We start from the raw sequence: 25,859 nt of genomic DNA, 5'->3' as shown, positions 1-25,859 counted from the left end.
TATTTCGTTCGATTTATTTATTGAATGAGTAGGTATGGCTGAATCTGATACAAAAAGGTCCTCTTGTGTTTATCATGATATAATATACCTAATTTTGATATAATTGGAGGTTCTGCATCTGAGTTATAAGATCACCTTTGGTCTTTTGCTATTATCTTATTTCGATCATCGGATCGGTAATCGCCAGAAGCAACCTCGAGGCCTACGCCACGGTATACAGACTTATTGGGATCTTGGTTGTCTCTTTTTCTTTCGAAAGCGGATATAAGGGAGTAACTTAGCAGGGGTGGTCACTACTGTAATGAAACTTTTCAGCAAATTGTACTCGGAATATCTCCTGATTCCACGACCTTTACGTTTACTGTTTCTATGGGGATGGATTGTTTTGTTTTTTGTTGCTGGTATAAAATTCAACTGGTTCTATTTCCTACAATAATCTGATTTCAAAAAATCCTTGCTTATCGGACATAAAAAAGAGCTGAGTCGTCATTATGACGTCTCGGCTCTTCTTTGATGCTCATCCTCTTCCTTGCAGATAAAGATATAGATAATCAACTCGAGCTCACTTATAAGTTCCTTTTCGAGACAAGCTTTATTTGATATTCAGAAATTCATATCACTTGATCACCGCTCCTGAGTATGTCCACCTATTCAAGTCTTGCCAGTACGTTGGCAAGGCTTTTTTCTCTTTAAGGTAGTTGTGTGGCTTTGCTTATGTATTCTTTAGATTTTCTTCAGATTTATGCTCATTAATTCCTTAGTTTTTTTCATTAAGATTGCTATATCAACAAGAGAGGAGGCAAAACAATGATCAGTAATACGATCTTAGAGCTACTTCATCAGTATGGATATCTGATTTTTTATTTTGCCTTCTCATTGGGGCCTTTCGGGATTCCAATTCCAAATGAAATCACGATTATCAGCGGTGCCATTCTGAGTCACACAGGAGTTATCAATTCATGGATCACATACTTCTGTATTTTATCAGGACTATTAACGGCCATTACCTTTGCTTATTTTGCAGGGAAGTTATTTGGCCCCAAGATAAAACACAGATTTCAACATCATAAACACTTCGTTAAGGCTGAACTGATTCTGAATAAGAGTGGCAATTGGGCGATGTGCATCGGTTTGTTCATTCCAATCGTGCGATATGTTCTCCCTTTGGTCATTGGGCTGAGCGGCGTGCAGTATAGAAAATTTGCTCTCATCTCCTATTCCAGTGCTTTGTTATGGACCATAACGTATTTTACAGCGGGAATTTACTTCGGTGGTCCCATTCTTTCTACGCTGCAATTATTACATCTCTAACTGGTTTTGATAACAGACCATCACATATACGGAGGAACCACAAACATGAATTCCAATGAACCCATTTTATTTCTGAAAAGCTTTCTTCAAAGCCCTAAACATGTCGGTAGCATCATACCCAGTTCCCGGTTTCTCGCCAACAAAATGGTGAAGCAAGCCTCTTGGCTGGAGGCAAAAGCAGTCGCCGAGCTCGGATCGGGTACAGGTGCTGTCACTCGTTATATTCAACAAGAGGTGCAGGGTTCAACGAAGGTGTTGTTGTTTGAGATGAACGAAACGATGAGGAATACTCTTAAGACGGCATACCCGGAGTTCTCCTGTTATCCAGACGCCGCTCGATTAGTGGAATCCATGAATCAAGAGGGCGTTCAGCAACTGGATTACATTTTTAGCGGATTGCCTTTCTTCAACTTTGAGCCTGAATTAAGAAATACGTTGGTAGACCAGATCTATAAGGCACTCAAACCTGGAGGGTTATTCATCGCCTTTCAATATTCACTTCAAATGAAAAAAACATTATCGGAGCACTTTATCATCGAAAAAATAGAATTAGTGACTTTGAATATCCCACCTGCGTTCGTTTATGTCTGTCGCAAAAAGGAAACAATTTAAACATCTTAGGCTATCGTTTACACTGATATTATCCTCTTTATAAGAAATATAAATTAATTTAAAACAGGTCATAAAAGGAGTGTTGAATTGTGAATACCGTTCTCGTGGTTGATGATGAACCCGATATCCGTGATGTCATTCATGTCTATTTACGTAACGAAGGATATCAGGTCATTGAAGCAGCCAATGGTGAGGAAGCGCTAAATATTATCAAAACAACATCGGTCCAACTCGTAATACTGGATGTCATGATGCCCATCATGGACGGAATCAAAGCCTGCTTCAAAATAAGAGAAGTATCATCCACTCCGATTATAATGCTATCCGCCAAGGAAGAAGACATTGATAAAATCACTGGCCTGACTACCGGGGCTGACGATTACATGGTCAAACCGTTTAATCCGCTAGAATTGCTGGCTCGCGTTAAAGCTCAGTTACGACGTCAAACACTGATTGGAAAACCAGAATCCAATTCACTTATTTTGATCAAGGACCTTGTCATCGATACAAGTAAACATTCCGTGAAGCTCAAAGAGAATGACATTTCGCTTACACCACTAGAGTTTTCCATTCTGGTGTTGCTTGCCAGCCATCCTGGACAAGTATTTAGCTCGGAGAAGATTTACGAAACCGTATGGAAAGAACCTTACGGGTATTCCGATAATACGGTGATGGTTCATATTCGTAACCTGCGAGAAAAGCTGGAAGTGAATCCACGGGAACCTCAGTATATTAAAACGGTATGGGGAGTGGGTTATAAAATTGATTAAACGATTACCACAGTTTAAAAAAAAGATACAGATTAACATCCTATATCGAATGTTGATCAGTTTATTGATTTCGTTTGTTGGTTCTGTGGGTGTAAATAATATGTTGATCATAGGTGCCGCAAAAATTAGTGAAAAATTTAATTGGCCTTCACTTCTCTACATCTTTCCTTATGTCCTAACACCAATTTTTATCGTAATTTTCACGTTAATTTTTTTGTTTTCTACACGAAAAATTGTGAGAGATCTCATTACTTTAGAGCAAGGGCTTCAATTCATCTCAGAAGGCAATCTGGACTATCGGGTGCCTGTCAATCGACAAGATGAACTTGGACGCGTTGCTTCCAACATCAATCACATGACTGAACAGTTGCAGCTGCAGATCATCAAAGAGCGCGAGCTGGAGAAATCCAAGATGGACATGATTACGGGGATCTCTCATGACCTGCGCACACCGCTTACCAGCATCATCGGGTATATTGAGCTTCTTAGAACAGAATCATTTCAAGACAAAGTAGAGTATGACCGCTTCATTCAAAACACCTATAACAAAGCAACGCATTTGAAGAAGTTACTTGATGATTTATTTGAATACACACGTCTAACCTCAGTAGATACCCAATTGGATTTGAAAAAGGTTGACCTATATCAGCTGTTAGACCAGTTGTTGTTTGAATTTGAACCTTTAGCTCAGGAGAATGGTATTCATATCGAGAAAGAGATCGGTAATGCCCCAATTATGGCCTGCGTGGATAGTGACAAGATTGCTCGGGCTATCGATAATCTTCTCATGAACGCCCTGAAGTATTCCTTTAAACCTGGTGTGATTCACATTCGAATGAGTATGCACCATGAGCACATTACCATTCAAGTCGAAAATAAAAGTGCGCCGCTCACAATGGAGCAAAAAGACAAACTGTTTGATCGTTTTTATAAGGTGGATTATTCAAGAAGCAGTGAAGGCATTCAAGCGGGGTCAGGTTTGGGTCTTTCGATAGCTAAAAACATTGCAGAGCTACATCAAGGCACCTTGACGCTTCAACATACACATAACGTATTTACATTCGAGTTAAACTTGCCTTCCAACATCAAGTGAACCATCAATGAATTCAACCATGGAGGATACCGCGATGAAAACATCCGAACCACTTCTTTTCCTGCAAGGATTTCTGAGGAACCCCAAACGAGTAGGCAGTCTCCTGCCCAGTTCCAAATTTCTAGCCCGTAAAATCGTCCATTCTGTACGATGGGATGAGGTTAGAACCATGGCTGAGCTGGGGCCAGGAACAGGTGCCGTCACACGTCTCATGAGAGCACATTTACCAAAATCTGCAACCGTGTTTTTATTTGAAAGAGACCCCAAAATGAGAAGTAATCTGAAGAAAACATATCCTGAATTCATGTTCCATTCAAATGCATCCTATCTGTTGAAAAGGATCAATCAAGAACATATCCATCAGTTGGATAGCATCATTTGCGGACTGCCATTTTTTAATTTTTCCAGAGAAATGAGACAAAACATCCTGTCACAGATTCATACAGCGCTCCGACCTGGAGGCACCTTAGTTTTGTACCAGTACTCACTTCATATGAAGAAACAATTAGCTGAGTTATTTGAGATGGAGAAAATTCAATTTGTGCCTTTCAGCTTTCCTCCTGTTTTTGTGTATGTTTGTCGTAAAAGAAAAGAATGAAGAACAACGAGAAGCGATCGACTTGAGGAAGACTTGATTTATCCTCTTTATATGTTTAATGTCCTGTCTTGTCCTGTGAGGATCTAATCATGCGAGTCATCATCTTACGCGGCAACAACCGCGGCATAAACGCGATGAATCGGTTTCGAGCACCAGGCATAATTAACGTCTTGCCACGTAAGAAACCTCGATACCCTTCTTCGGCCACCTGTCCGGCTTCCATGATCGGGCCCTGCAACATCTTCGAGACACCCATACCCGAACGATCCACAAACCCGGTGGATGTCAGGCCTGGACACAGTGCCGTTACCGTAACGCCAGTTCCACTTACTTCATTCTCCAAAGCCTCGGTGAATGATAGCACATATGCCTTTGTTGCATAATATACCGACATCATCGGTCCTGGGAAAAAACCTACCAACGAAGCCACATTCATCACACCGCCGTGTCCACGTTGGATCATATCCGGCAAGAATAGCTTTGTCATGATGGTTAAAGCTTTGATATTCACGTCAATCATATTAACTTCTTGCTCCATATCCGTTTCCATAAACGTCCCGAACAGACCGAAGCCTGCATTGTTTACAAGATAGTCAACAACAATCCCCTTTTCCTTCAGCTCATTATAAATCTCCTGTGGTACCCCAGGTGCTGCTACATCTTTGGCAATAACCGTCGCCTGAATGCCATACTTTTTCTGATACTCCTGAGCTAGATCCTGTATTTTACCCTCACTTCGTGCTACCAGCACAATATGATGTCCACCTTTGGCAAACCGATCCGCTAACTCTTTACCGATCCCACCCGATACCCCTGTGATTAGAACTGTCTTTCTCATATCGTTACCTGCCTCTCTTTTCTATAAATATATTTCATCTGGAACACCCATATTAGAACGAACATTCTTTTAATGTGAAAAAATAGACTACCTTCGTATGAGATCCATGGATAGCATCGCTATACGAAGCAGTTTTTCCTTGGTCATCGAGGTCTTGGACATCCCCCTTAACCCAATGCTAACGTTATGCAGATATTCCGCCAATACCTCGGCGTTGTACTCCGTTGTGAATTCACCTTCTTGCTGTCCCCACACAATAATGTCCTTGATTAGTTTCTCCGTATTTGCAAACATCTCCGTCGACCGGTGGTTCATGTCGTCATCGCGTGCCGCCAATTCTACCGTCGAATTAACAATAAAGCAGCCTGATGCTGGAGGTCCCTCTCCATGAATTAAAGAAAGAAATATAAACTGAAGTGCTTCAGTTGCCGTTTTAGAACGTTTTACGCCTGCTGCAAGAGCGGAGCTGATTTTGTGATCATACAGATCTACTGACTTTAGAAATAAGGTGTGTTTGTCACCAAATGTGTCATACAAACTTTTACGATGAATTCCCATATGATTAACCAGATCCGTCATAGACGTCTTCTCATAGCCTTGTTCCCAAAAAAGTCTCATCGCTTTATCCAGTACAACAGACTCTTCGAACTCTTTGCTTCTCGCCATTGGCTTCCCTCCTGTTCAAAAAACGAACATTGAATAGCATGAGCATCATCTTAACGAGCCTTTAAAAGGTAACAATGACTTTGCCCTGGGAGTGACCCGTGGATACTTTAATCAATGCCTTTTCAATGTCATCAAACGTATACGTAGAATCGATCGAAGGTTTAATGTCTTCTTTTTCTACAAGAGCTGTGATTTCTTGCAATTGAATCCCACTGGAATGCACAAATAAAAAACGATATTCATTTTGATTCTTACGCGCTAAAGAATCCAGGCGTGCACCTACGAGACCAAACAATGCTTTTTTCCACAACGGGAATTGACTGTCCACTGCAAAGCGATAATTGGGTCCCGCCTTCAAAGAAACTAATTTGCCCTGTGGTTTCAAAATGCTCAGTTCAGCTTTGATCTCGTCCGCACCCAAAGTGTCAATGACATAATCGATATCGGACAGGATGTCAGCATAATGCTCCGTCTTATAATTAATGAATTGATCTGCTCCAATCGATAGAGTACGCGCTCTGCCCCTTTCACTGCCACTTGTAATCACCGTTAGCCCCATGGACTTGGCAATCGGGATGGCCATCGCACCGAATCCACCGGTTCCGCCAGGAATAAATAACTTTTTATTCGGTTCAGCTCGGAGTACATCATGCAATGCTTGATACGCGGTCAAGGCAGTAAGGGGTACCGCAGCAGCTTCGATAAAAGACAGATTTTCAGGCATTATGGATAAGGCATCCTCATGCACAGCGGCGTATTCAGCAAAAGCACCAATTTTATTCAGTGGCAACCTGGTATAAACCTTATCACCCACTTTAAATTTCAAAACATCATCACCAACGGCTTCGATGACACCAGATAATTCATTCCCTAAGGTTAGAGGTAACTTATAGTCGGCAATCATCCGAACACTACCATTCATATTCAAAATATCCAGCGGATTTACACCCGCAGCTTTTACTCTGACAAGGACCTCATGGCTCTGAATCTGAGGTGTCTCAATATTATTGATTTCCACTTGGATTTTTTTGGAGTATTTCTGTATTTGAGCTGCTCTCATCATTTATCCTCTTCCTTTGCTTGTAGACTATAAAAGTTGAACTCAAGATTATTTTCACTGACACTACGATGACAGAACAACCTTCCAATCGCTGTTATCGTGTAAAATGATTAGTTCAACTTATGTTAGGAACATGGCGCGCAGTGTTCAGTTGTACGCCATGTTCCATACTTTGTGCTAGTGTAGCCCCTGTTGTGACTTTAATTCTTCCAACGTAGGATAATCCGTGTAGCCCTTACTTCCCAATCCAAAGAATGTTGTCGGATCTGCTTCATTCAGTGGCGTACTTTGTTGAAGTCGTTCCACCAAATCTGGATTAGCTAAGGACCATACACCTACAGGTACCACATCAGCGAGACCACGATCTAAATCGACACTGAGATCATCCAACGTTCTTCCAGCCCGATTGACCAGCAATGGATTTTGCCAGATCGAACGAATGTCTTGGAGTAGGTTCTCATCTCTAAGATGCATAACATGAAGGTAAGCCAAATCCAATTGAGCTAATTCTTTTACAAGGTAGCGATACAGATCAGGACCTTGTTCGCCATCTTGAATTCCACCCAGCGGTGTCCCTGGTGAGATACGGAAGCCTGTTCGTTCTGCCCCTATTTCCTCCACGATGGCTTTGGTTACTTCAATCGCAAAGCGAGCACGATTTTCTATAGATCCGCCATACTCATCTGTGCGTGTATTCGAATTTTCACCCAAAAATTGATTGATCAAGTATCCATTGGCTCCATGAATTTCGACGCCATCCGCCCCTGCTTCGATCGCTGCGGCAGCTGCTTTTCGGAAATCGGCAATGGTCGTTTGAATATTTTCCTGACTCAATTCCCGGGGAACGGGGATATTCTGCATCCCTGTAGCCGTAAACATTTCTACACCCGGTGCGATTGCAGATGGAGTAACCGGTTGACGATGATGCGGGGTATTATCTGGATGTGACATGCGACCCGCATGCATTAATTGGATATATACATATCCGCCAGCTTCATGCACCGCATCCGTTACCTTTTTCCATCCTTCAATATGCTTATCGGTGTAGATGCCAGGTGACCACAAGTATCCCTGTCCATCATCAGATGGTTGTGTTCCTTCCGTAATCAGAAGTCCCATCGTTGCACGCTGAGCATAATAAAGTGCCGCCAACTCTCCAGGTGTACCATCTTCTTGTGCTCGACTGCGTGTCATAGGTGCCATCGCTAGTCGATGAGGCAATTCCATGTTGCCAATCTTTGTTTTACTCCATATCTTTTCCAATGGATTGTACTCCTCTTCTTATTTGGGATTTTGTAAATGTATCCTATGGATTCTGCTGTATTAATTCAATTCTGAAATCACCAGGTAGATTGCACCTGTCAGTTGGAACTCATAGTTCTGGTCTACAATTCCTACGACCACTTCATTGTGATCATACAGATCGATCATGAAGCCTGCCATTTCTTTAGCTGTATGGTATTTGGGCATATTCGCTTTGTAATCAAATCCTTCAGCATCTATTGATTTTTGTACAAATTCTGTTTCCGTGATCGCTGGTGCCAGGATCTTCGCTTTTAGTTTTGCACCTTTCAGTTCCAGTTCTTTGGCAAGACCTTCTGTGAAGGCACTAACGTAGTATTTCGATGCAGAATAAGCTACACTGCCTACAGCAATGGCATATCCTAGTGCGGATGAGACGTTAATCAATTGAGTGCCTTCCACATTCGCATAATCTCGCACATACAGTGTAGATAGAATGGTCAAAGATTCGATGTTAACACGCAACATGGTCTCCACTTTATCCAAATTCTGTTCAGCAATGAACGAGCCTTCTCCAAGCCCTGCATTATTGATCCAAGTCTCAATTTCATGTTCCTTCAAATCGTTATATAGCGTGTACGCCTCTGCGGTAACAGACAGGTCGCTTGTGTGAACGACAACATTTACTTTAGGGTCGATACCCTGAATAGTCGATTTAAGGTCTTCCAACTTATCCAATCTTCTAGCTACCAAGATCAAGTTTTTACCCCGTGCTGCAAATGCCAATGCTGTTTCATATCCAATTCCTGAACTTGCTCCTGTAATCACTGTGTATTTCATTATATTCTCTCCCTCATATTCTTTAGATTAGTGTAATTCCGGTTTTTAGAACGATCATTCTTTAATGTGTAAAAAAAACAGTTAGATCTAACTTGCTGTTAGCATATCATTTCTAGAACGAACAGTAAAGAATTATTTTATATATAAAAAATATGCTTGGAACATACTTAAATGAGAATAAAAACACGCTATATAAACCATTTTTATATCATAAATTGAGAATTCCTATATCGTTTCATAAGTTCTTTCATTGAATAATCTAATGTCAGGCCGCTGGCCACAAGTATAACCATCAACCTTTCCTAGCTATGCTAATCTGAATTCGACATCATCCATGCCAGAAATTCTCCAAACGAATCGGATACCTTTTCAACCTCTTCAAATTCAGGCTCACATCCACGGACAATAGCTCCACTGTCGGTTGTTAAGTCAATGGCATAGAAGGAATATCCATCCTCCACAGACATTACGATCGGTAAGTGATAATCCCACCAGGCCGTTATCTCTGACTGCCAAATAGAATCACCCTCTGCTGCCTCCAAACTAAGCATTTCAAATTCATTCCATTGGAATGCGGTCTCCGTGCTATTGTTGAACTCAGCCTCACAAATAAACCAGGTTTGCTCATCCGGTGCAACGCATTTTTCAACTACATTTAGAAATTCTAAATATTCATCTGGAAGTCCTTTATATCTTGAAGTAATGCCGCTGTTTAAATGTAGCTGCGAACCGGATTTACTCATTATGTCCCAGCCCTTTTCCTCAGCCCAAGTCATAAATTCCCTAAAGAGAGTGTTTCCTTTTCCATTATTCATTTCCAATTTATACACCTGCCCATCAGCTTAAGAGATAGAAACTATATCACCTATTCGGGATTTGAATGGAAAATCCCTGCTGTGGTGCTTCAAAGAGAAAGACAAAAAGACTGGAAACATGGCCCGAGAAAAGCGGCAACCAGGTTCCAGCCTTTGGTGGTTGGGGGAAAGTTAATTTTAGTTAGGGACAGTTAATTTTAAATTGGACAGGAATTATTAGTTAGTTAAATATCCGCTGTCTCATCGCCTCAAATAACAGAATCGTTGCCGCCATTGCGGCGTTAAGCGACTCTACCTGTCCTTGCATCGGGATCGTAATCGCATCATCCACCAAACGTGCCGTAGCATCCGAGATGCCTTTGCCTTCGTTACCAATAACAAGCCATACCGACTGCGTAAAATCATAACTATAACATGAATGCTCTGCCTGCAAAGAAGTACTTACCAGCTTCACGCCCGCGGCCTTCGCTTCGGGAAGCAAGGATTCCAACTGGCCCTCCACAATGGGCAGATGAAACAATGACCCCATCGTCGAGCGAATCGTCTTCGGGTTATATACATCAGCACAGCCAGCGCCAAGTACAACCCCCGCTGCTCCAGCTGCGTCCGCACTACGGATGATCGTCCCCACATTACCCGGGTCTTGCACTCCGTCCAGCACCACAACAAGCCCACGAGCTCCGGTCATTAGGCTTTCCAGTGGCTCACTGCCTTTACGCACAATTGCGAATACAGGCTGTGGTGTCATCGTATCCGTACATTTGGCGATAACCGCAGGAGATACACTGACCCACTCCACACGCTGTAGCGGGTTCTCAAGCCCGGCGAGTTCGCTAGGTACGCCTTGCTCTCCATCGTACACAATGCACTCCAGATCTGCTCCTGCGCGCAACGCTTCCTGTACCAGATGAATGCCCTCAATGATATATTTATGTTGACGGGTACGATGCTTTTTCTCCAGCAACTGTGCCCATTCTTTTACCCGTGTATTTTGCGGTGATACAATATCCATCTTTCCATCCTTCCCATCTGCATCCATCACTTCGGATACGCAAGCTCCATTTTCGTCAAATGATCCTTGTGACCCACAATGATCAGCACATCTCCAGCTTCGATCCGGTCCTCCGCGTACGGCGAGATGTTCATCGAATTCCCACTGCGAATCGCCATCACGTTACACCCGAAACGTGCCCGGATGTTTAATTCCATCAGATTTTTGCCGATCATTTGCTCGGAAGCTCTCATCTCCAGAATGCTGTAATCCTCAGACAACTCAATATAATCGAGTATATTCGGCGAGGTCAGATGATGGGCTACACGTAGTCCCATATCCCGCTCAGGATAGATCACCTTGTCTGCCCCAATCTTCTGCAGCACCTTACCATGAAGCTCATTTTGAGCTTTTACGATCAGCACTGGTACACCCATATCTTTCAATATCAAGGTTGTCAGAATGCTCGCCTGTATATCTTCACCAATTGCCACAACGACAACGTCGAAATTCCGTATGCCCAGCGCTCGCAGCGCTTCTTCATCTGTTGAATCTGCCGATACCGCATGGGTCACCACATTGGACATTTCCTGAGTCCGCTGCTCGTCTGCATCAATTGCCAGCACGTCGAATCCCATGCCACTCAGTGCATTGGCAACACTTGATCCGAACCGTCCCATGCCAATTACGGCATACTGTTTCTTGGCCATTAGGGTCTTAACCTCCCGCTGCACTTCAGCATGACGCATCATTACGGATACCCATGCTAACGTAAATAATCCTTCGTAGTATACCACAAAGCCCGATAAACTTGAATGCGCTCGCGCTTCCCAGGGAACAGTATTAGAGCAGCCGAATATACGAGGAGGGAATTGCGATGCCCATTACATTAAGCCTGCGTGAAGCGATTGTTCATAAAGTTCATGACAAGAGTGATGATCAGCTCCGGGAGATGATTGAAGGTTCAGTAGATGGACCGGAAGCTGCATTACCTGGACTTGGCGCCATTTTCGAGATGATCTGGAAGAACACAGAACCTGCCAAGCAGGAAGAACTCATTCAAATCGCGCAGGAGCATCTGCACACCATTCCCGTTCAACCGCTTCGCTAATCGAAGCATTGAAGGGTAAGGTAACCATCAAACCGTTTGTTCTGTCTGCAAAAGAAAGCTTTCCCTTATTCGGCTGGATCATACCCCGCCTCTAAGTAAGGTGTATAGCAATAGATCCCTCCGCCAATTGGCGGAGGGATCTTATTTTTTTAACAATGCACTGTCTCATCGCATTAGCTTGTGAAGTCCAACTAACCCTTCAATGATTCCCACGGAATACGTCAGCCTTACTTAAGGCGCAGTCTCCAGGAACTTGGCTGTAGGATTTTTATCCATAGACGTTCTCATTGCGTACTCATTTTCGAAGAGCACCACATAATTCCCTTTTTTATCTTTTACAAGCGCAGAGTTAATACGGAATTTGCTTGGGTCCAGATTCTCGTCCACGATCCAGCGAGCGAACTGATAAGGCATGCGCTGCAATTGCACGTCTACCCCATACTCGCCTTTCATCCGGTATTCAAATACCTCAAACTGTAGTTGACCAATTACGCCGAGGATTGTCTCGTCGAAACTTGCCGTCTGGAACACCTGAATGGTTCCTTCCTCCGTCAACTGATCAATTCCTTTTTGGTACTGTTTATGTTTCAACGCATTTTTCACGGTAACTTTGGCGAAAATCTCTGGCGAGAACGTTGGCAACTCCTCAAAGATAACCTCGCTGCCTTGGCTCAGTGAATCGCCAATCCGGAAGATACCCGGATCGAACAAACCGATAATATCGCCGGCATACGCCTCTTCCACAATATCCCGATCTTGTGCCAGGAATTGCTGTGGCTGTGACAACTTGATCTCTTTACCCACACGAGTATGCTTCACACTCATTCCACGTTGGAACTTGCCTGATACAATACGCAGGAACGCAATACGATCCCGGTGTGCCGGGTTCATGTTCGCTTGAATCTTGAATACATAACCGCTGAATTTCTCATTCGTTGGCTGAATCTCTCCTGCCGTACTGCGGCGTGGTTCAGGCTTCGGTGCCAGTTCCAGGAAATTCTCCAAGAAGGTCTGCACGCCGAAATTGTTAATCGCACTACCGAAGAAAATAGGGGTCAATTCGCCGCGTTGAACCTTCTCCATATCAAACGGATCTCCCGCAACGTCCAAAAGCTCCAGATCCTGAATTAACTGATCATGCAGATATTCTCCTGCCATCTCACGGATAATTGGATCTGTATAACCGTTTACTTTCTGAACTTTAATTGTCGAGTGATCGTCCCCTTGGAACAACTCCACCTGATTTTTCATCCGATCATATACACCGCATAGCTCGCGACCTGTACCAATAGGCCAGTTCATCGGAACTGAACGAATACCCAGTACATTTTCAAGTTCTTCCATTAGATCAAATGGGCTTTTACCCTCACGGTCGAGTTTGTTGATAAACGTAAAGATTGGAATCCCACGCTTCGCACATACCTGGAACAACTTGATCGTTTGTGCCTCGACACCTTTTGCCACGTCAATCAACATCACCGCGCTGTCGGCAGCCGTCAGTGTACGATACGTATCTTCACTGAAATCCTGGTGACCCGGTGTATCCAGAATGTTAACGCGATGGTTCAGGTAATCAAATTGCATTACGGAAGAGGTAACCGAGATCCCCCGTTGTTTCTCAATTTCCATCCAGTCACTTGTTGCGTGTTTGCTGGCTTTCCGAGCTTTTACCGTTCCCGCAAGGCGAATCGCGCCCCCGAACAGCAACAGTTTCTCGGTTAATGTGGTTTTACCCGCATCCGGGTGAGAGATAATGGCAAACGTCCGGCGTTTGTCCACTTCCTGTTGAAGAATATCATTTGCAGCTTTGCTCATAGGTTTAATCCCTTTCGTCCGTTCATTCACGTTAATCCGGCATCGCCGGTCCATCATTCAATCTTTATGCAATCCGGCAAAGCCGGTTGATTGTACACTGGTCATTTTGCATACGAGGTATTCATACACTAGATTAATTTTACACATTTACAATGGAGTTCATCCTCCTCAAATCTGTGCTTTCATCCATACCGTGAACTGCTTCTTAACCCAACTCTCCTATTGTACCATAATCTGTACCGAAAATAACCGATTACTACCGCAGATTCTTCTCTTTCATTTGCAAAAAAAAAGCACCCTTCAGCCATTTTCATGGCATCCAGGCACTCCTCATTCATTTTTAGTTATCGGGTTTAGAAAATCAATGCATCCAGCGCGTATTGTCCGCCACCGGTCAGGGCCAGCGCTACACCAACCACCAGAATCGCGAGATTATATTCAAATCCGTTCTGTGTGGACCAGTATCCGTTCGCTCCATGGACTTTCACAATCGCAATGACCATCGTCAATGCAATCAGAATGCCACCTACCGGTGTGAGCAGACCCAGAGCCAGCAGCAATCCGCCACCAAATTCCGCGAGTCCAGCCAGTAACGCTACCAATGCACCGGGTTTCATGCCCATCGACTCAAACCAGCCGCCTGTACCCTTGATTCCGTAACCTCCGAACCAACCAAACAGCTTTTGAGCCCCGTGCGCCATGAACGACAATCCAATCACCAAACGAATCAACAACAACCCTACATCCAACATCATTTTCTTTTTCCTCCATTCAATATATACAAAATAGTATTCTTAGATTAAAGATATTATGCACATTTTTTCTTCATGATTCTCTGTGACGCAAACCCCTTCAACTGGTTTACATTTTATCTCATGAATGATAACTTATCCGCAACGTTTGCCCGGATGAAGTTTGTCATTTGCGTAACTCTTTAACTCATGTGTTGAGTATAAGTTACATACTTACTTTTTGTCAACAACTTAATTTAAATTACTTATTTCCTTATGATGGATACCTCCCTTTTACCCGCTAAAAAGCCTGGGGACACCGCAAAATTGCGAAGTCTCCAGGCTCAGTCATGTTGTTTATGTTGTTAATTCCCTTAACCTAACCGTTCACTTGCCAGATCACGCTGTCCTCGTCCTGACCATTCACCGGCCACCAGTGGAATCCGTCCTGCTCCAGCAGCTTATCTGTCGCTTCTGGTCCCCAAGTTCCAGCAGGGTACGTATGAAGCTCTCCTTGATTCTGCCCCCAGGCTGCTGCGATCCGATCCACAAAGGACCAGGCTGTTGCCACTTCATCCCAACGGGTAAAGTACGTAGAATCCCCTTCTGCTGCATCGTGCAGCAGGCGTTCATACGCTTCAGGCGAGTTGATTCCAATCATGCAGCTCTGACAGAAATCCATCGCGAGCGGCTGAATCTCGGAATCCGAGCCTGGTTTCTTGGCATTAATTTTGATATATATGCCTTCCATCGGATTCACCCGAATGACCAGCAAGTTCGGTTCGAGCTTATATTTTTTCCCAAGGTACACGTTGTTTGGCATCGACTTGAACTCAACTACGATCTCAGTCGTTTTCACCGGAAGACGCTTGCCTGTCCGAATGTAGAATGGAACACCCGCCCAGCGGAAATTATCCACGAATACACGTGCTGCAAAATAAGTTTCCGTATTCGACTGCGGATCAACCTTGTCTTCCTGGCGATACCCCGGAAGCTGCTTGCCACGGTACTCCCCTTCGGAATACTGTCCCCGCACAACGTTGTTGCTCACTTCCTCATCCGAAGTAAAGGCTCGCAATGAGCGCAATACCTTCACCTTCTCATCCCGAATGTCCTCCGGGAACAGGCGACTCGGCGGTTCCATCGCAATCATCGTCAGCATCTGAAGCATATGGTTTTGCCCCATATCACGCAGTGCGCCAGAGTGATCATAATAACCGCCACGTTCTTCCACACCTACCGTCTCGCCCAGCGTAATCTGAACGTTGGCAATATGTTTGTTATTCCACAGCGGTTCAAAAAAAGCATTTCCGAAGCGGATCACTTCGATATTTTGCACCATTTCCTTGCCCAGATAATGATCAATCCGATAGATTTCCTCTTCACGGAATACCTCACGAATCTGCTCATTCAGATGTTCGGCCGATTGCAGATCATAACCAAATGGTTTTTCGATCACCAAACGGTTCCACCCCTGACTTTCCAACATACCGCCGTCCCGCAAACTGTACGAGACACTGCCAAACAGCTCAGGTGCCAATGCCAGATAGAACAGCCGATTACCCGGCGTGTTAAACTTCGATTCTAGATGCTCCGTCTGCGCACGCAGCTCTTTGAATCCTTCCACATTATTGATATCCAGTGCTTTGTATTCAAAATGATCGACAAAAGCGTTCCACTCATCAGGTTCCCCCGCTGGATAACGGCAGAACTCTTTAATGGATTCATAGATGTCTTCCCGGAATTCTTCTGGGGACCTCGGACGACGTGCTACGCCAATAACCGCAAAGTCTTCGGCAAGCTTGCCTTCACGGTAAAGACTGTAGATGGCCGGAAACAGCTTCCGGCGGGCCAAATCACCCGTTGCTCCAAAAATGAAAAATACTGCGCCTGGTGTCTGTACTTCATCTTGCGATTGTTTTTCGACCATGGGCTCCTCTTTCTTCCGGGAAGATAACCTTCACGCTCTCCCCGAGCTATGTAATGGTGTTATATATGCACGACATACAACTATCAATTACCAGCAAGTTCCTTCTTGGATGTGATGCCATTTTAGCATATCAACTGAATGGATGCACTATTTCAAACTCTTTTTTCTGATAAAGATTCTCACTAGCCGCTCCAAGTTCATAAAAAATTCATCCTTAATATTCAATCGTAATCACCGGGAAACCTACGGTGATTCGATTGTTCCCTTGTTCACCAACCTGGTGAACTGCGAGTTGCATATTCAACATATGCGAGCCACTCTTGATCGACAGGGGCAGCTCAGCAGCTTCATAAGAGATACTTGCAGTGCCTGCGTCTGTATAACGTTCAACGGAGGTGTTATCCACCTTTGTGGACAGCTGTTCTTCGATCAGTTCCAGTTGCTGACTCGCATCATGTTCAGTAGCAGTTACTGCTGTACCTTGCACAGACATATTCCAGCTTGCCTTCATCCCTGAGTCTACAAGCAGTTGATCCACCTGTTCATGAACTGTCATTAAAGTCTTCCGATCCGTGTGTGCATCCCCTGAAATTTGTACGATGGCGTAGTAGCCGTTATCTCCTGTCTCGACGACATTGACCAAAAGACCTGCTTCTCCAGTAGCCTCATTAACAGCCATCTCACTGCGGTACACATCATGGCCCGTCTGGCGTACCCGTACTGGTTGTTCCAGACCCAAGTGACTGGCCAGTAATGCTGCTTGTGCCTCAGCATCTCCCCGGCCTTCTCCTTGCCATTTAATCACCAGACGATCAACATTATCAATCACGCTGTCAGCTGTATAGATTAGCTGTTCCAGTTGGGCTGCTTTGGGTTCGTTCTTCTCTGCATATACCTGTGTCACACCGATAAGAATAATGATTGCTATTGCCAAAATACCTGCTGTCATCCAACGATTTACCATTTGAATCCCCCGTTCATTCTTGCATTCTATGAATCTATCAACAGCATGCCCCTTTCGCATATTTGCTATACTTCTTCTGCACACAGCAAAAAAGCCCCACCCGCCACATGCATGGCAGATCAGAGCTTTCCATTCATACTTATAGAGGTTGTTCAAAAAGTCCGCTTTTGATTACGAAGGGTGCCTAGCGGCGGCATCAACATCGAATATGGAATTCAGCCGAAATAAGTAGAGGCTTACGAAGAATGTTTCCTTTGGAAACATTGCGGTTGCTCACGTAGCTTGATCTACGCTCCGCTACTCCATTTCTAGCTTTATTCCATCTTCTTCGTACTGAAAACCGACCTTTTTGAACACGCACTTATATATAAATCATCTCTTATCTATAACTTCCGCACATTAATGCACGGTTCTTTGGCTTGATTATGATATTGCATATGATCCTGCTTACTCTGCAAGTCCGTTTTTATAAGCATAGATCGCGGCCTGTGTACGGTCGTCTACGCCCAATTTTGCCAGTAGGTTTGTAACATGGAATTTGACCGTCTTGATACCAATGATCAGATCATCAGCGATGTCCTGATTCGATTTGCCTTTAGCCAGCAACCGGAGCACATCCATTTCACGGTCTGTCAATTCATCATGCAAAGGAGCTGCTGCCTGTGGCTGCCGAAATCGATTCATCATTTTCGAAGCGACCTGTGACTCCAGAACGGATTGCCCGCGAGCGGCTGCGCGAATCGCATCTGCCACTTCATTGGCTCTTGATGTTTTCAACAGATAACTGAATGCGCCTGCTTCAATGACAGGATACATTTTTTCATCATCCAGGTAACTGGTCAATACGATGACTTTGCACTCCGGATACATTTTAAGTACCTGACGAGTAGCCTCAATGCCATCCATGCCTTCCATAACCAGGTCCATCAGAACAACATCAGGCTTATATTCCTGTGCGAGCCGAATACCTTCCTCTCCACTACCTGCTTCACCAACAACTTCAATTCCATCTTCGGTATCCAGTACCGCTGCAAGACCAATACGTACCATCTCATGATCATCCACGAGCAATACTTTGATCGACGTTTCCGTCTCCGTTTCGACTTCCGGTTCCATTGACATGTTCTTCCTCGCTTTCATCGTTCATCAAAGGTATCGTAATCTCAATCCGCGTTCCCTTACCAGGCGCTGTTACAAATTGTATGGCCCCGCCAATCTCCGTAACACGTTCACGCATGTTAGCCAGACCGTAGGAAGCTTGTTTATTCTCATCCAGATCGAAGCCTTGCCCATCATCACGAATCAATACCCGGATCGCATCAGTACGGCGCTGGATCCGTATCTCCATTTTTTCCGCTTTTGCATGTCGTAACGTATTGGACATAGCCTCCTGAACAATCCGGAACAGATGATTCTCGATGCCTTTGATCAGATCAATGTCTTCGTCCATTTCGAGCACAATGTCCATGGGTACTTTTGTTTTCAGTTCCATCACCAGATCACGCAGACCTTGTTCGAGATGTTTACCCTCCAGATAGACTGGCCGCAGATGTAACAGTAACGCACGCATCTCGGACTGGGCTACCGAAGCCATCTCCTCAATCAAAGCCACCTGCCGCTGAGCACGTTCAAAATCCTTCTCCATCTTCCGTCCAACGGCTGTTGCTGTCATGGATATCGCGAACAATTGCTGTGATACCGCATCATGCAGTTCCCTTGCCAAACGTTGCCGCTCTTCCACAATAGCCGTAATTCTGGCTTGTTCAGCAAGCTGTGCATTATGAGTAGACAATCGCTGGAGCGAAGATATCTGATCTTCCCACTTTTTGCCGATTCGTCCGAGTTGCTCACTTAAACGGCCCACATCATCATCGCCCAGATCAGGTACAGTGCGTGATAGAGAGCCCTTCTCCCACAGTAGAAGTGTTTCCCGCAGCAGTTCGAGCCGGCGTTTAACCCGGTAACTCTGATAGAACCCAAAGACCGCACCGATTCCAATCAGAAGCAGCAATAAGGCCAGACCCGATTGAATCAGATGACGCCAACCCGTAAACGGAGCAAGATAACCATATGTATACAATACATACAAAATAACAGCGAGCACAATGAAAACCAGGAGGATCCCTTCACCCATACTTCGGGTTACCATGTCGGTATGTCGTTTTGTCTTCATCGGGGTCTCCTCCTTCTCTTCATCTATTTTACTACGGATTACTGATGTTTAGGTCGCCAACAATATAAGAAATGACAAATTTTGCTTTATGTTCACTGGATTCATATCCAGGTGTTCTCCATACTAATTTGTTCATCATGCCGCTATCTTGTTCTCCAAGAAGATTAATCCGGCCGAAAAGAACCGATGCTTCAATCTCCACACCATAATCTTCTGGTAGCGTAAGGCGAACATTACCCATAACTCCTTGCAGCAGCACAATCGTTTGTTTCTCCTCCGGAATCGAAAGAGATAGATCGGCGTTAACCTCACCTATGGCATGCCACAGACTCATACTACGTAACGTCCAGGATGATTGATCCCAGTAGTAACGAGCCATGAAATTCTGTTTCTTCATAACGCCTTCGTCCAGATGAATCTTTTTGTTTTTTGAATAAAAGTAAGCTAAAGACGCAAGTACAATCAAAAATACAATCATTAAATTATCCAGCAATAACAGTGCCGCACCAATGCCAAGATACCGATGACCTTTGCGGGTATCCCCATTGCGGACTTGAAGCATTCCAACCGTTAACAGAATGAGTGCGGCAGCGGTCAGCAAGTTAATATTGTCATTCAATAACATCATTGTGCCAATAATCATAATGACAACTGCAAGCCATTTATTCTTTTGATTCATCCCCGCCGCACCTCCTCTGTAAGTTAATCTCTCTTTATTCAACGGAAAAGCCATACCAGGCAATGAAGTCCTGTATGGCTTAACTTTTGTTCTACCAACCGTACATTATACACGATTTATAGAATATCATATTGTCCACTAAGCGAACAGTTATTCTTTTGAAGTTCCGTTCGCTTCATTCTTGGAACCATTGCCCATTTTATTTTTGAGGGCTTGTAATTGCTGATCCACTTTGAACTGTTTTTCCACATCTACAGGATTCGTGTACGTGGATGATGTGTTGCGATAAGGTGCACGAGCTACGTCAGCTTCAGCTTCCAGCTGCATGATTTTCTCTTCCATGCGGTGGAATCCAAGTGATGCGCCGCCACTTTCGATCGAATGCAAGCTGTTGATGGAAGACATTTGTTTTTTAGCTTTTGCCATTTGTGCACGGGATACAAGTTCATTACGTTTGTTACGCATTTTGTAGAACTCATCTTTCATATCATGCAACTGTTGCAACAGATCTTTAGCTTGTGCTTCGGACTGTGCGTGCAGTTCGCTGTACTCTGTAATTTTTTGATCAAAGTAGATTTTCTCTTCCAACAATTTGCGTGCCACTTCTTCCTGACCGTTAGACAGAGCAGCTTCTGCTTGGGACTCACGTTGTACCGAAGTACGCTCCGCTTCATCCAAACGTTGTTTCATGCGACGCTCATTTGCCATTTGTTTGGCAACAGTTACCTCTGCCTCATGAATCTCAGCCTCCATATCACGCAAGTACTGGTTCAACATTACAATCGGATCCTCTACTTTATCCAACATATCATTTACCGATGCTTTCGTCATATCCTTAATCCGTTTAAATACTCCCATTTTACTTTTCTCCCTTCTCGTAACGAGATAATTTTTGGCGAAGCTCTTCAACTTCTTTTTTCAGTGCTTTTTTCTCGATATCTTTCATCATGGAATCAAGTTCACTTTCTTGCGGTGCTCCTGCTCCGTAGGCGTTGTTGTCATAAGAACGGGGACCAGATTGAGGTCTGCCGTTGAATCCAGGGCCGGGATCGAAGTTACCAGGACCTTGCTGGTTGTGATTATTTTGAAAAGGACCTCTTGGTGGCTGATGATCATAGTTGTTGTATCCTCTGCCAGGGCCTGGGCCCGGACCGTAGCCATATGGATCATAAGGCGGATACGGTTCTTTTGGTACCACCAGTGCTGCGATAAAGTAAATTAACAACGACGTGCCGCCAGTTACGAAGATACTGATAACAAAGATGATACGCAGCAGGGTGGAATCCATTCCGATGGTTTCGGAAATTCCGCCGCACAAGCCGGTTAACATCCGGTCACGCGTTGAGCGGTATAATTTGCTCATGTGCTTGCTCCTTTCGTTTACTTGTATCCTCTTACGTTGGAATCATAAGCATATGGATCAACGTGATTGGATTCCTTTGGTACCACCAATGCAGCGATGAAGTAGATCAACAATGATGTACCTCCCGTAGCGAAAATACTGATGAAGAAGATGATACGTAGCAGCGTGGTACTCAATCCAAGATTTTCAGAAATGCCACCGATCAAACCTGTTAGCATTCGATTACGCGCCGAGCGGTATAATTTACTCATTGTGACTACTCCTTTCTGTCATTGTTCAATTTTTGTCTTAAGCGTTCCAGTTCCTTATCCAGCGTAGAGGATGACATGCTGCCAGTCACTCCTGAACCATCTTGATTCATCCGCCGGATATCGCGGAGACTTTGTGCTTCATATTCGAGATCAGAGACTTGATCATCCAGTCGGTTAAACATACGGGGTACATTCTGACCGTTGTGATTGCCTCTCTGGTTCATACGTTGCTGTAACTGAATCGTCTGCATACGAGCGTAGTAATATTGGCGTTTGCTGTATACGTTCTGATATTCAACCTTCAGCTGATCGATCTGTTCATCCAGCTCCTGTAATGCCGCATAACTTTGTGCATACAATTCATTGTACTGTTCCATTTTTTCCTCGTGGAGGATTTTCTCCTGCAAGGCCAGCTTAGCGAGATGTTCTTCCCCTGCTTTCAGAGCCATGGAAGCCTGTTCTTCCCGTTTGTTCACCATACCTGCTGCCTGATCGGCTTGTTGTTTCATTTGTCTGGTATGGCTTGCATATTGATGACGAAGTTTCTCGGCTTCACCGATGTCTTGGCGGGTCGAGACCAGGAACTGATCAATCAGTTTGACTGGATCCTGACTTTGCTCCAAATGTTCGTTCAGATTGGCTACGGTAATATCCCGCATTCGACGAAATACACTCATTATGTTCTGTCCCTCCTTTTCATAATCGTGAAAACTTAGTACCGACCACGACGACTGCGGTTATTGCTTAGCATTGAGATACCAAAGATGATTAACCCGATCGCGATGATCGGTCCGATCAACCATGCCAGTTTACCCATCAGTGAGATGATACCGATGATGAGAACAATCCAGCCAAGCATCACATTCCCTCGTTTAACTCCGTAGTATCCCAGTGCAATCATCAGGACTGGAATCAGATAACCCATTAAGTGTCCAAGAAGTGGAGTTAACTTTCCGAAGAGGAGTAGTGCACCCAGCGCAATCAATACAATCGCCCAGCCATTTCCCTTATTCAATCTCATAATTGTTGTTCACCGCCCTTTCCATTCGTTCGTTTTAATGTGTTGAGTCATTTGTTCGTTTGTTTCTTGTTTTTTTGTTTCCGTGTTTCTTGTTTAACCTTATGTCCTTATTCTAGGGGATTCCGCGACTTTTCAAAACAGACCGTGGACGGTTTTTCATCCTAGACTCAGGTCGGGGATCTAGTTGGACCTTTGACTGTCCCTGTATAAGACCAACGTTCCACCTAAGCTGAATAACACTCCAGATACCTTCCATTACCCGTATTCAGGCTACCCTTTAGCCGATATCGACCTGTAGAGAGAATGATGTCCATGTCTCTATTTACGTTCACACTGCAATTTCGTTTCTCATGATTCCGTGTTGGATAGTCAGTCCAAGCCGTTTCTCTAGCCGTTTCTGCAAGATCATCTATCAGCAATCCCTTATCTCTACTTCTATACCCTCTCGTAAAATTACTTATTTATCCAAATAAACAAAATTTAGATTGTTCTATATGTAAGCGTTTACTAAAATAGAAAGTGTTACTATTTCTAATGTCAGGGGTGGAACTGAGACTGTGCGACCAATCAGCTATCTCCATAAAATGATCATCTTTGGAATCCTGTTAAGCACCCTGCCCATTTTGTTAACGGGAATTGCCGCATTTATCTATTCATCAAACCAAACTGAGCTGCATCGTACGCAGGCCAACAGACAGTTGCTGGAACAAATGCAATCCAACGTAGAGCACAAACTCGCTACAGTCAGTTATATGCTTGATCAGGCCGTTCGCTCCCCAGTAACTCTCCGTTCCCTGTCTGCTTCTTCTTCACTGGAAGTGAAAGGGCCTTTGCTTGCCGACAAACTACAGAGTGAATTTAAGAATATGAGGTCATGGGAACCTTTGCTGGATATTACCCTGGTGAATCAATCTCAGAATTGGCTCATTGATCATGCCGGATTATATCGTAATACGGATTTTCCGCTGGCTCTTCCAATGAAGGAATTGATATCGGATACGATTACCTCTGGATGGCAGCTCTCCCCTTCATCGGTGTTCAGTAATGATGAGCGTTCACCCGGTACAGGCTGTATTTATCATATTGCCCTTGCGAGATCTATTCCGAATCTAAATACGTCTTCCGATGCTGCTCTGATTGCGGGAATTCCTGCATGCTCTTTGCAAAATACACTAGGAGAAGCCTCCTTAGGCAATGCTGCCTCAGGACTGATCATTTTGAATCGGGAGCAACGTATCTTGGTCCACCCCGATCCTGTATACATTGGACAACCGTTGTCTGCCATTGGATTACACGATGTGGATACGGAAGCCAACATAACCAAACTATCACCCATCACATTTTCAACAGGCTTTGAAAAACGGGAAGTTAAGATCGCCGATACACATTATACTCTGACGTATAGCCCTTCTACCTTAAAAGGATGGACTTATGTTCTAATCTCACCTACCAATATTCTGACACAAGAATATATCGATATCGGATTGCACACCTTGTATATCAGTATCTTCTTACTTTTACTTTCATTATTACTCGCCTGGCTCGGATCCAAGCGAATGCATGTCCCGATTCGTAAACTTTTAACCCAACTTGGTGACAACCACCTGTCCAAAGAAGGAAACACATTAGCTCAGCAATCACCACCATTTTCTGATGAGTTCGAACAGATTAGAGCAGGAGTCTCACAATTATCTGCCTCTCGCTCCCAATTAGAGAACACACTTAATATGCATCTGTTGCAGATTCGCACTCATTTTATGATGAATCTGTTCCAGGGCAGGAGCCCTGTGCATACTCTTCATGACACCTTGAATGAATATGGCTACACGCATCAGGTTCGGGAATGGCAACAAATTGCTGTTATTACATTACAGGCAGATCTTGTTAATCATACAAAATATAGAGCTTGTGATCGTGACCTCTTATTATTCGCTATTCAAAATATATTGGCGGAAACGGTTGTGCATAACCAACAATTGCTTCCCATTGTGCTGGAACATACGGTAGTCACGGTGATTGGGACCGTTGAACAGGATCAGTTTATTTTTTCACAGCAGCTATATGTATTAACAGACCAGTTACAGCAACAGATGGACAAGATTCTGGCTCTTCAAGTCAGTATAGGATTCAGCCAGCCGCACAGCTCTATATATCACATCCCTCAAGCTTACACAGAAGCCATGGAAGCACTAAGGCATCGGATGAAGCTGGGAACAGGCATTATTTTTCAATATGAGAACATAGATTATTACGCTCCCACTTGGTCCATGACCTACCCGGAATCATTGGAATATTCGTTGATCCAAGCTATTCAAAATGCGGACGAAGTCCAGGCCTCTGCTTTTTTGCAACAACTGCTTGAAGTGATCTTTGGTATGGAGGTTACACCCGAGGAGTATGAGGTGGCTCTTACGAGGCTACTCACGCATATTTTGCAAATGACTCAGGAATCCGGCATACGACTCGGACAGATCTCCCAAGGTCGTGGCTCGATGTTTCATGAACTTCATGGTTTGCAGTACGCTGCTGAAGTTGAGGATTGGTTTAACCATCAAGTCATCTTGCCCGTTATTCAGGTTTTTAAAGCGAGACAGTATGCCCAGTATCAGCATATATCTGAGAAAATGATTGCCATGATTCATCAAGATTATGATAAGGATCTGACGCTTGAGGAATGTGCTGTTAAGCTTCACTACAATGCCAACTACTTAAGTAGTGTTTTCCGCAAAGAGACAGGCTGTGCATTTAGTGAATATCTGACCAAGTACCGATTTAATATCGCTAAAAAATGGCTTGACGAAAGTGATCTAACCGTTAAAGATATCGCAGCACGACTTCGGTACAATAATCCGCAAAACTTTATCCGATCATTTCGTAAGTGGGAAGGAATCACACCCGGCCAGTACCGGGAGCGTAAGCAGAAAGTAGAAGTGTCGAACAGAAATTAGAAAAGGAGCACGATTGTAAGTCGTACTCCTTCGGCCA

The 25,859-nt window shown here is 44.1% G+C and carries 27 protein-coding genes; 7 read left to right on the top strand and 20 right to left on the bottom strand.

Annotation, left to right across the window (positions count from 1 at the left end; all coding sequences use genetic code 11):
• The first annotated feature begins 807 nt into the window (after nucleotides 1–807).
• The 5 genes from NSQ38_RS10380 (at nucleotide 808) to NSQ38_RS10360 (ending at nucleotide 4,384) form a co-directional block, all read left to right on the top strand.
• Nucleotides 808–1,311 carry a DedA family protein gene (locus tag NSQ38_RS10380; protein ID WP_339788988.1) on the top strand — a complete coding sequence of 168 codons (504 nt, stop codon included), beginning with the start codon at nucleotides 808–810 and terminating at the stop codon, nucleotides 1,309–1,311.
• A 45-nt stretch (nucleotides 1,312–1,356) separates the two neighbouring features.
• A complete protein-coding gene (locus tag NSQ38_RS10375; RefSeq protein ID WP_339788985.1) occupies nucleotides 1,357–1,923 on the top strand; it encodes a methyltransferase domain-containing protein in 567 nt (188 codons plus the stop codon).
• 89 nt (nucleotides 1,924–2,012) lie between these two features.
• Nucleotides 2,013–2,693 carry a response regulator transcription factor gene (locus NSQ38_RS10370; RefSeq protein ID WP_133387419.1) on the top strand — a complete coding sequence of 227 codons (681 nt, stop codon included), beginning with the start codon at nucleotides 2,013–2,015 and terminating at the stop codon, nucleotides 2,691–2,693.
• A gap of 49 nt (nucleotides 2,694–2,742) precedes the next feature.
• Nucleotides 2,743–3,786: a HAMP domain-containing sensor histidine kinase gene (locus tag NSQ38_RS10365; protein ID WP_339790470.1), complete on the top strand. Its 1,044-nt coding sequence runs from the start codon at nucleotides 2,743–2,745 to the stop codon at nucleotides 3,784–3,786.
• Between the two features lie 34 nt (nucleotides 3,787–3,820).
• On the top strand, nucleotides 3,821–4,384 hold the full coding sequence (locus NSQ38_RS10360; RefSeq protein ID WP_339788982.1) for a methyltransferase domain-containing protein: 564 nt from the start codon (nucleotides 3,821–3,823) through the stop codon (nucleotides 4,382–4,384).
• A gap of 55 nt (nucleotides 4,385–4,439) precedes the next feature.
• Here the strand turns inward: NSQ38_RS10360 and NSQ38_RS10355 are convergent, their stop codons facing one another.
• From NSQ38_RS10355 to NSQ38_RS10320, 8 genes are all read right to left on the bottom strand, one after another.
• Nucleotides 4,440–5,222, bottom strand: coding sequence for an SDR family oxidoreductase (locus NSQ38_RS10355; RefSeq protein WP_339788979.1), 783 nt, complete (start codon nucleotides 5,220–5,222; stop codon nucleotides 4,440–4,442).
• A gap of 87 nt (nucleotides 5,223–5,309) precedes the next feature.
• Nucleotides 5,310–5,888, bottom strand: coding sequence for a TetR/AcrR family transcriptional regulator (locus NSQ38_RS10350; RefSeq protein ID WP_339788976.1), 579 nt, complete (start codon nucleotides 5,886–5,888; stop codon nucleotides 5,310–5,312).
• A gap of 61 nt (nucleotides 5,889–5,949) precedes the next feature.
• A complete protein-coding gene (locus tag NSQ38_RS10345) occupies nucleotides 5,950–6,948 on the bottom strand; it encodes an NADP-dependent oxidoreductase (RefSeq protein ID WP_339790468.1) in 999 nt (332 codons plus the stop codon).
• A 177-nt stretch (nucleotides 6,949–7,125) separates the two neighbouring features.
• Nucleotides 7,126–8,211, bottom strand: a complete 1,086-nt coding sequence (locus NSQ38_RS10340) for an alkene reductase (RefSeq protein WP_339788974.1) — start codon at nucleotides 8,209–8,211, stop codon at nucleotides 7,126–7,128.
• A gap of 60 nt (nucleotides 8,212–8,271) precedes the next feature.
• Nucleotides 8,272–9,030, bottom strand: coding sequence for an SDR family NAD(P)-dependent oxidoreductase (locus tag NSQ38_RS10335; RefSeq protein WP_339788971.1), 759 nt, complete (start codon nucleotides 9,028–9,030; stop codon nucleotides 8,272–8,274).
• Nucleotides 9,031–9,341: 311 nt separating this feature from the next.
• A complete protein-coding gene (locus tag NSQ38_RS10330; RefSeq protein ID WP_339788968.1) occupies nucleotides 9,342–9,845 on the bottom strand; it encodes an SMI1/KNR4 family protein in 504 nt (167 codons plus the stop codon).
• Between the two features lie 220 nt (nucleotides 9,846–10,065).
• Nucleotides 10,066–10,857 carry an RNA methyltransferase gene (locus NSQ38_RS10325; RefSeq protein WP_339788965.1) on the bottom strand — a complete coding sequence of 264 codons (792 nt, stop codon included), beginning with the start codon at nucleotides 10,855–10,857 and terminating at the stop codon, nucleotides 10,066–10,068.
• Nucleotides 10,858–10,883: 26 nt separating this feature from the next.
• Complete coding sequence (locus NSQ38_RS10320; RefSeq protein WP_076211287.1) at nucleotides 10,884–11,585, bottom strand: TrkA family potassium uptake protein; 702 nt, start codon at nucleotides 11,583–11,585, stop codon at nucleotides 10,884–10,886.
• Nucleotides 11,586–11,713: 128 nt separating this feature from the next.
• On the opposite strand from NSQ38_RS10320, the gene sspI reads away from it, so the two are divergent.
• Nucleotides 11,714–11,947, top strand: coding sequence for a small acid-soluble spore protein SspI (gene sspI, locus NSQ38_RS10315; RefSeq protein ID WP_036673259.1), 234 nt, complete (start codon nucleotides 11,714–11,716; stop codon nucleotides 11,945–11,947).
• Nucleotides 11,948–12,178: 231 nt separating this feature from the next.
• Here sspI and NSQ38_RS10310 read toward each other — a convergent pair whose 3' ends face one another.
• From NSQ38_RS10310 to NSQ38_RS10255, 12 genes are all read right to left on the bottom strand, one after another.
• Nucleotides 12,179–13,762, bottom strand: a complete 1,584-nt coding sequence (locus NSQ38_RS10310; RefSeq protein ID WP_339788962.1) for a peptide chain release factor 3 — start codon at nucleotides 13,760–13,762, stop codon at nucleotides 12,179–12,181.
• Nucleotides 13,763–14,115: 353 nt separating this feature from the next.
• Nucleotides 14,116–14,514, bottom strand: coding sequence for a DoxX family protein (locus NSQ38_RS10305; protein WP_053783291.1), 399 nt, complete (start codon nucleotides 14,512–14,514; stop codon nucleotides 14,116–14,118).
• Between the two features lie 358 nt (nucleotides 14,515–14,872).
• Complete coding sequence (gene zwf / locus NSQ38_RS10300; protein WP_339788959.1) at nucleotides 14,873–16,423, bottom strand: glucose-6-phosphate dehydrogenase; 1,551 nt, start codon at nucleotides 16,421–16,423, stop codon at nucleotides 14,873–14,875.
• A gap of 214 nt (nucleotides 16,424–16,637) precedes the next feature.
• On the bottom strand, nucleotides 16,638–17,387 hold the full coding sequence (locus tag NSQ38_RS10295; RefSeq protein WP_339788956.1) for a YwmB family TATA-box binding protein: 750 nt from the start codon (nucleotides 17,385–17,387) through the stop codon (nucleotides 16,638–16,640).
• 447 nt (nucleotides 17,388–17,834) lie between these two features.
• Entirely contained in the window at nucleotides 17,835–18,503 is a 669-nt protein-coding gene (locus NSQ38_RS10290) for a response regulator transcription factor (protein WP_091020933.1), read from the bottom strand.
• Nucleotides 18,445–19,560 (bottom strand): sensor histidine kinase, encoded by a 1,116-nt coding sequence (locus tag NSQ38_RS10285; RefSeq protein WP_339788953.1) that lies wholly within the window; start codon nucleotides 19,558–19,560, stop codon nucleotides 18,445–18,447. Before NSQ38_RS10285 ends, NSQ38_RS10290 begins: the two co-directional genes overlap by 59 nt.
• A gap of 31 nt (nucleotides 19,561–19,591) precedes the next feature.
• A complete protein-coding gene (liaF, locus tag NSQ38_RS10280; protein ID WP_339788950.1) occupies nucleotides 19,592–20,239 on the bottom strand; it encodes a cell wall-active antibiotics response protein LiaF in 648 nt (215 codons plus the stop codon).
• Nucleotides 20,240–20,389: 150 nt separating this feature from the next.
• Nucleotides 20,390–21,097, bottom strand: a complete 708-nt coding sequence (locus NSQ38_RS10275; protein ID WP_017692315.1) for a PspA/IM30 family protein — start codon at nucleotides 21,095–21,097, stop codon at nucleotides 20,390–20,392.
• Between the two features lies 1 nt (nucleotide 21,098).
• Nucleotides 21,099–21,602 (bottom strand): PspC domain-containing protein, encoded by a 504-nt coding sequence (locus NSQ38_RS10270; protein WP_339788947.1) that lies wholly within the window; start codon nucleotides 21,600–21,602, stop codon nucleotides 21,099–21,101.
• Between the two features lie 17 nt (nucleotides 21,603–21,619).
• Nucleotides 21,620–21,853 (bottom strand): PspC domain-containing protein, encoded by a 234-nt coding sequence (locus tag NSQ38_RS10265; protein WP_017692313.1) that lies wholly within the window; start codon nucleotides 21,851–21,853, stop codon nucleotides 21,620–21,622.
• Nucleotides 21,854–21,858: 5 nt separating this feature from the next.
• Nucleotides 21,859–22,530 carry a PspA/IM30 family protein gene (locus tag NSQ38_RS10260; protein WP_017692312.1) on the bottom strand — a complete coding sequence of 224 codons (672 nt, stop codon included), beginning with the start codon at nucleotides 22,528–22,530 and terminating at the stop codon, nucleotides 21,859–21,861.
• Between the two features lie 35 nt (nucleotides 22,531–22,565).
• Nucleotides 22,566–22,874: a hypothetical protein gene (locus tag NSQ38_RS10255; RefSeq protein ID WP_017692311.1), complete on the bottom strand. Its 309-nt coding sequence runs from the start codon at nucleotides 22,872–22,874 to the stop codon at nucleotides 22,566–22,568.
• A 557-nt stretch (nucleotides 22,875–23,431) separates the two neighbouring features.
• Here NSQ38_RS10255 and NSQ38_RS10250 point away from each other — a divergent pair.
• A complete protein-coding gene (locus NSQ38_RS10250) occupies nucleotides 23,432–25,822 on the top strand; it encodes a helix-turn-helix domain-containing protein (RefSeq protein WP_339788944.1) in 2,391 nt (796 codons plus the stop codon).
• Nucleotides 25,823–25,859: the final 37 nt, after the last annotated feature.

Origin of the sequence: Paenibacillus sp. FSL R7-0313 (assembly GCF_037969885.1) — a bacterium.
Taxonomy (GTDB): Bacteria; Bacillota; Bacilli; order Paenibacillales; family Paenibacillaceae; genus Paenibacillus.
Note: the sequence above shows the minus strand (reverse complement) of the source record. Positions and strands in the feature narration are given on the sequence as shown.

Bases quoted from the DNA above. Each gene is read 5' to 3' on its own strand.
- NSQ38_RS10380 (WP_339788988.1), top strand. From the start codon at position 808: ATGATCAGTAATACGATCTTAGAGCTACTTCATCAGTATGGATATCTG.
- NSQ38_RS10375 (WP_339788985.1), top strand. From the start codon at position 1,357: ATGAATTCCAATGAACCCATTTTATTTCTGAAAAGCTTTCTTCAAAGC.
- NSQ38_RS10365 (WP_339790470.1), top strand. From the start codon at position 2,743: ATGTTGATCAGTTTATTGATTTCGTTTGTTGGTTCTGTGGGTGTAAAT.
- NSQ38_RS10360 (WP_339788982.1), top strand. From the start codon at position 3,821: ATGAAAACATCCGAACCACTTCTTTTCCTGCAAGGATTTCTGAGGAAC.
- NSQ38_RS10355 (WP_339788979.1), bottom strand. From the start codon at position 5,222: ATGAGAAAGACAGTTCTAATCACAGGGGTATCGGGTGGGATCGGTAAA.
- NSQ38_RS10350 (WP_339788976.1), bottom strand. From the start codon at position 5,888: ATGGCGAGAAGCAAAGAGTTCGAAGAGTCTGTTGTACTGGATAAAGCG.
- NSQ38_RS10345 (WP_339790468.1), bottom strand. From the start codon at position 6,948: ATGAGAGCAGCTCAAATACAGAAATACTCCAAAAAAATCCAAGTGGAA.
- NSQ38_RS10335 (WP_339788971.1), bottom strand. From the start codon at position 9,030: ATGAAATACACAGTGATTACAGGAGCAAGTTCAGGAATTGGATATGAA.
- NSQ38_RS10330 (WP_339788968.1), bottom strand. From the start codon at position 9,845: ATGAATAATGGAAAAGGAAACACTCTCTTTAGGGAATTTATGACTTGG.
- NSQ38_RS10325 (WP_339788965.1), bottom strand. From the start codon at position 10,857: ATGGATATTGTATCACCGCAAAATACACGGGTAAAAGAATGGGCACAG.
- NSQ38_RS10320 (WP_076211287.1), bottom strand. From the start codon at position 11,585: ATGCGTCATGCTGAAGTGCAGCGGGAGGTTAAGACCCTAATGGCCAAG.
- sspI (WP_036673259.1), top strand. From the start codon at position 11,714: ATGCCCATTACATTAAGCCTGCGTGAAGCGATTGTTCATAAAGTTCAT.
- NSQ38_RS10310 (WP_339788962.1), bottom strand. From the start codon at position 13,762: ATGAGCAAAGCTGCAAATGATATTCTTCAACAGGAAGTGGACAAACGC.
- NSQ38_RS10305 (WP_053783291.1), bottom strand. From the start codon at position 14,514: ATGTTGGATGTAGGGTTGTTGTTGATTCGTTTGGTGATTGGATTGTCG.
- zwf (WP_339788959.1), bottom strand. From the start codon at position 16,423: ATGGTCGAAAAACAATCGCAAGATGAAGTACAGACACCAGGCGCAGTA.
- NSQ38_RS10295 (WP_339788956.1), bottom strand. From the start codon at position 17,387: ATGGTAAATCGTTGGATGACAGCAGGTATTTTGGCAATAGCAATCATT.
- NSQ38_RS10290 (WP_091020933.1), bottom strand. From the start codon at position 18,503: ATGGAACCGGAAGTCGAAACGGAGACGGAAACGTCGATCAAAGTATTG.
- NSQ38_RS10285 (WP_339788953.1), bottom strand. From the start codon at position 19,560: ATGAAGACAAAACGACATACCGACATGGTAACCCGAAGTATGGGTGAA.
- liaF (WP_339788950.1), bottom strand. From the start codon at position 20,239: ATGAATCAAAAGAATAAATGGCTTGCAGTTGTCATTATGATTATTGGC.
- NSQ38_RS10275 (WP_017692315.1), bottom strand. From the start codon at position 21,097: ATGGGAGTATTTAAACGGATTAAGGATATGACGAAAGCATCGGTAAAT.
- NSQ38_RS10270 (WP_339788947.1), bottom strand. From the start codon at position 21,602: ATGAGCAAATTATACCGCTCAACGCGTGACCGGATGTTAACCGGCTTG.
- NSQ38_RS10265 (WP_017692313.1), bottom strand. From the start codon at position 21,853: ATGAGTAAATTATACCGCTCGGCGCGTAATCGAATGCTAACAGGTTTG.
- NSQ38_RS10260 (WP_017692312.1), bottom strand. From the start codon at position 22,530: ATGAGTGTATTTCGTCGAATGCGGGATATTACCGTAGCCAATCTGAAC.
- NSQ38_RS10255 (WP_017692311.1), bottom strand. From the start codon at position 22,874: ATGAGATTGAATAAGGGAAATGGCTGGGCGATTGTATTGATTGCGCTG.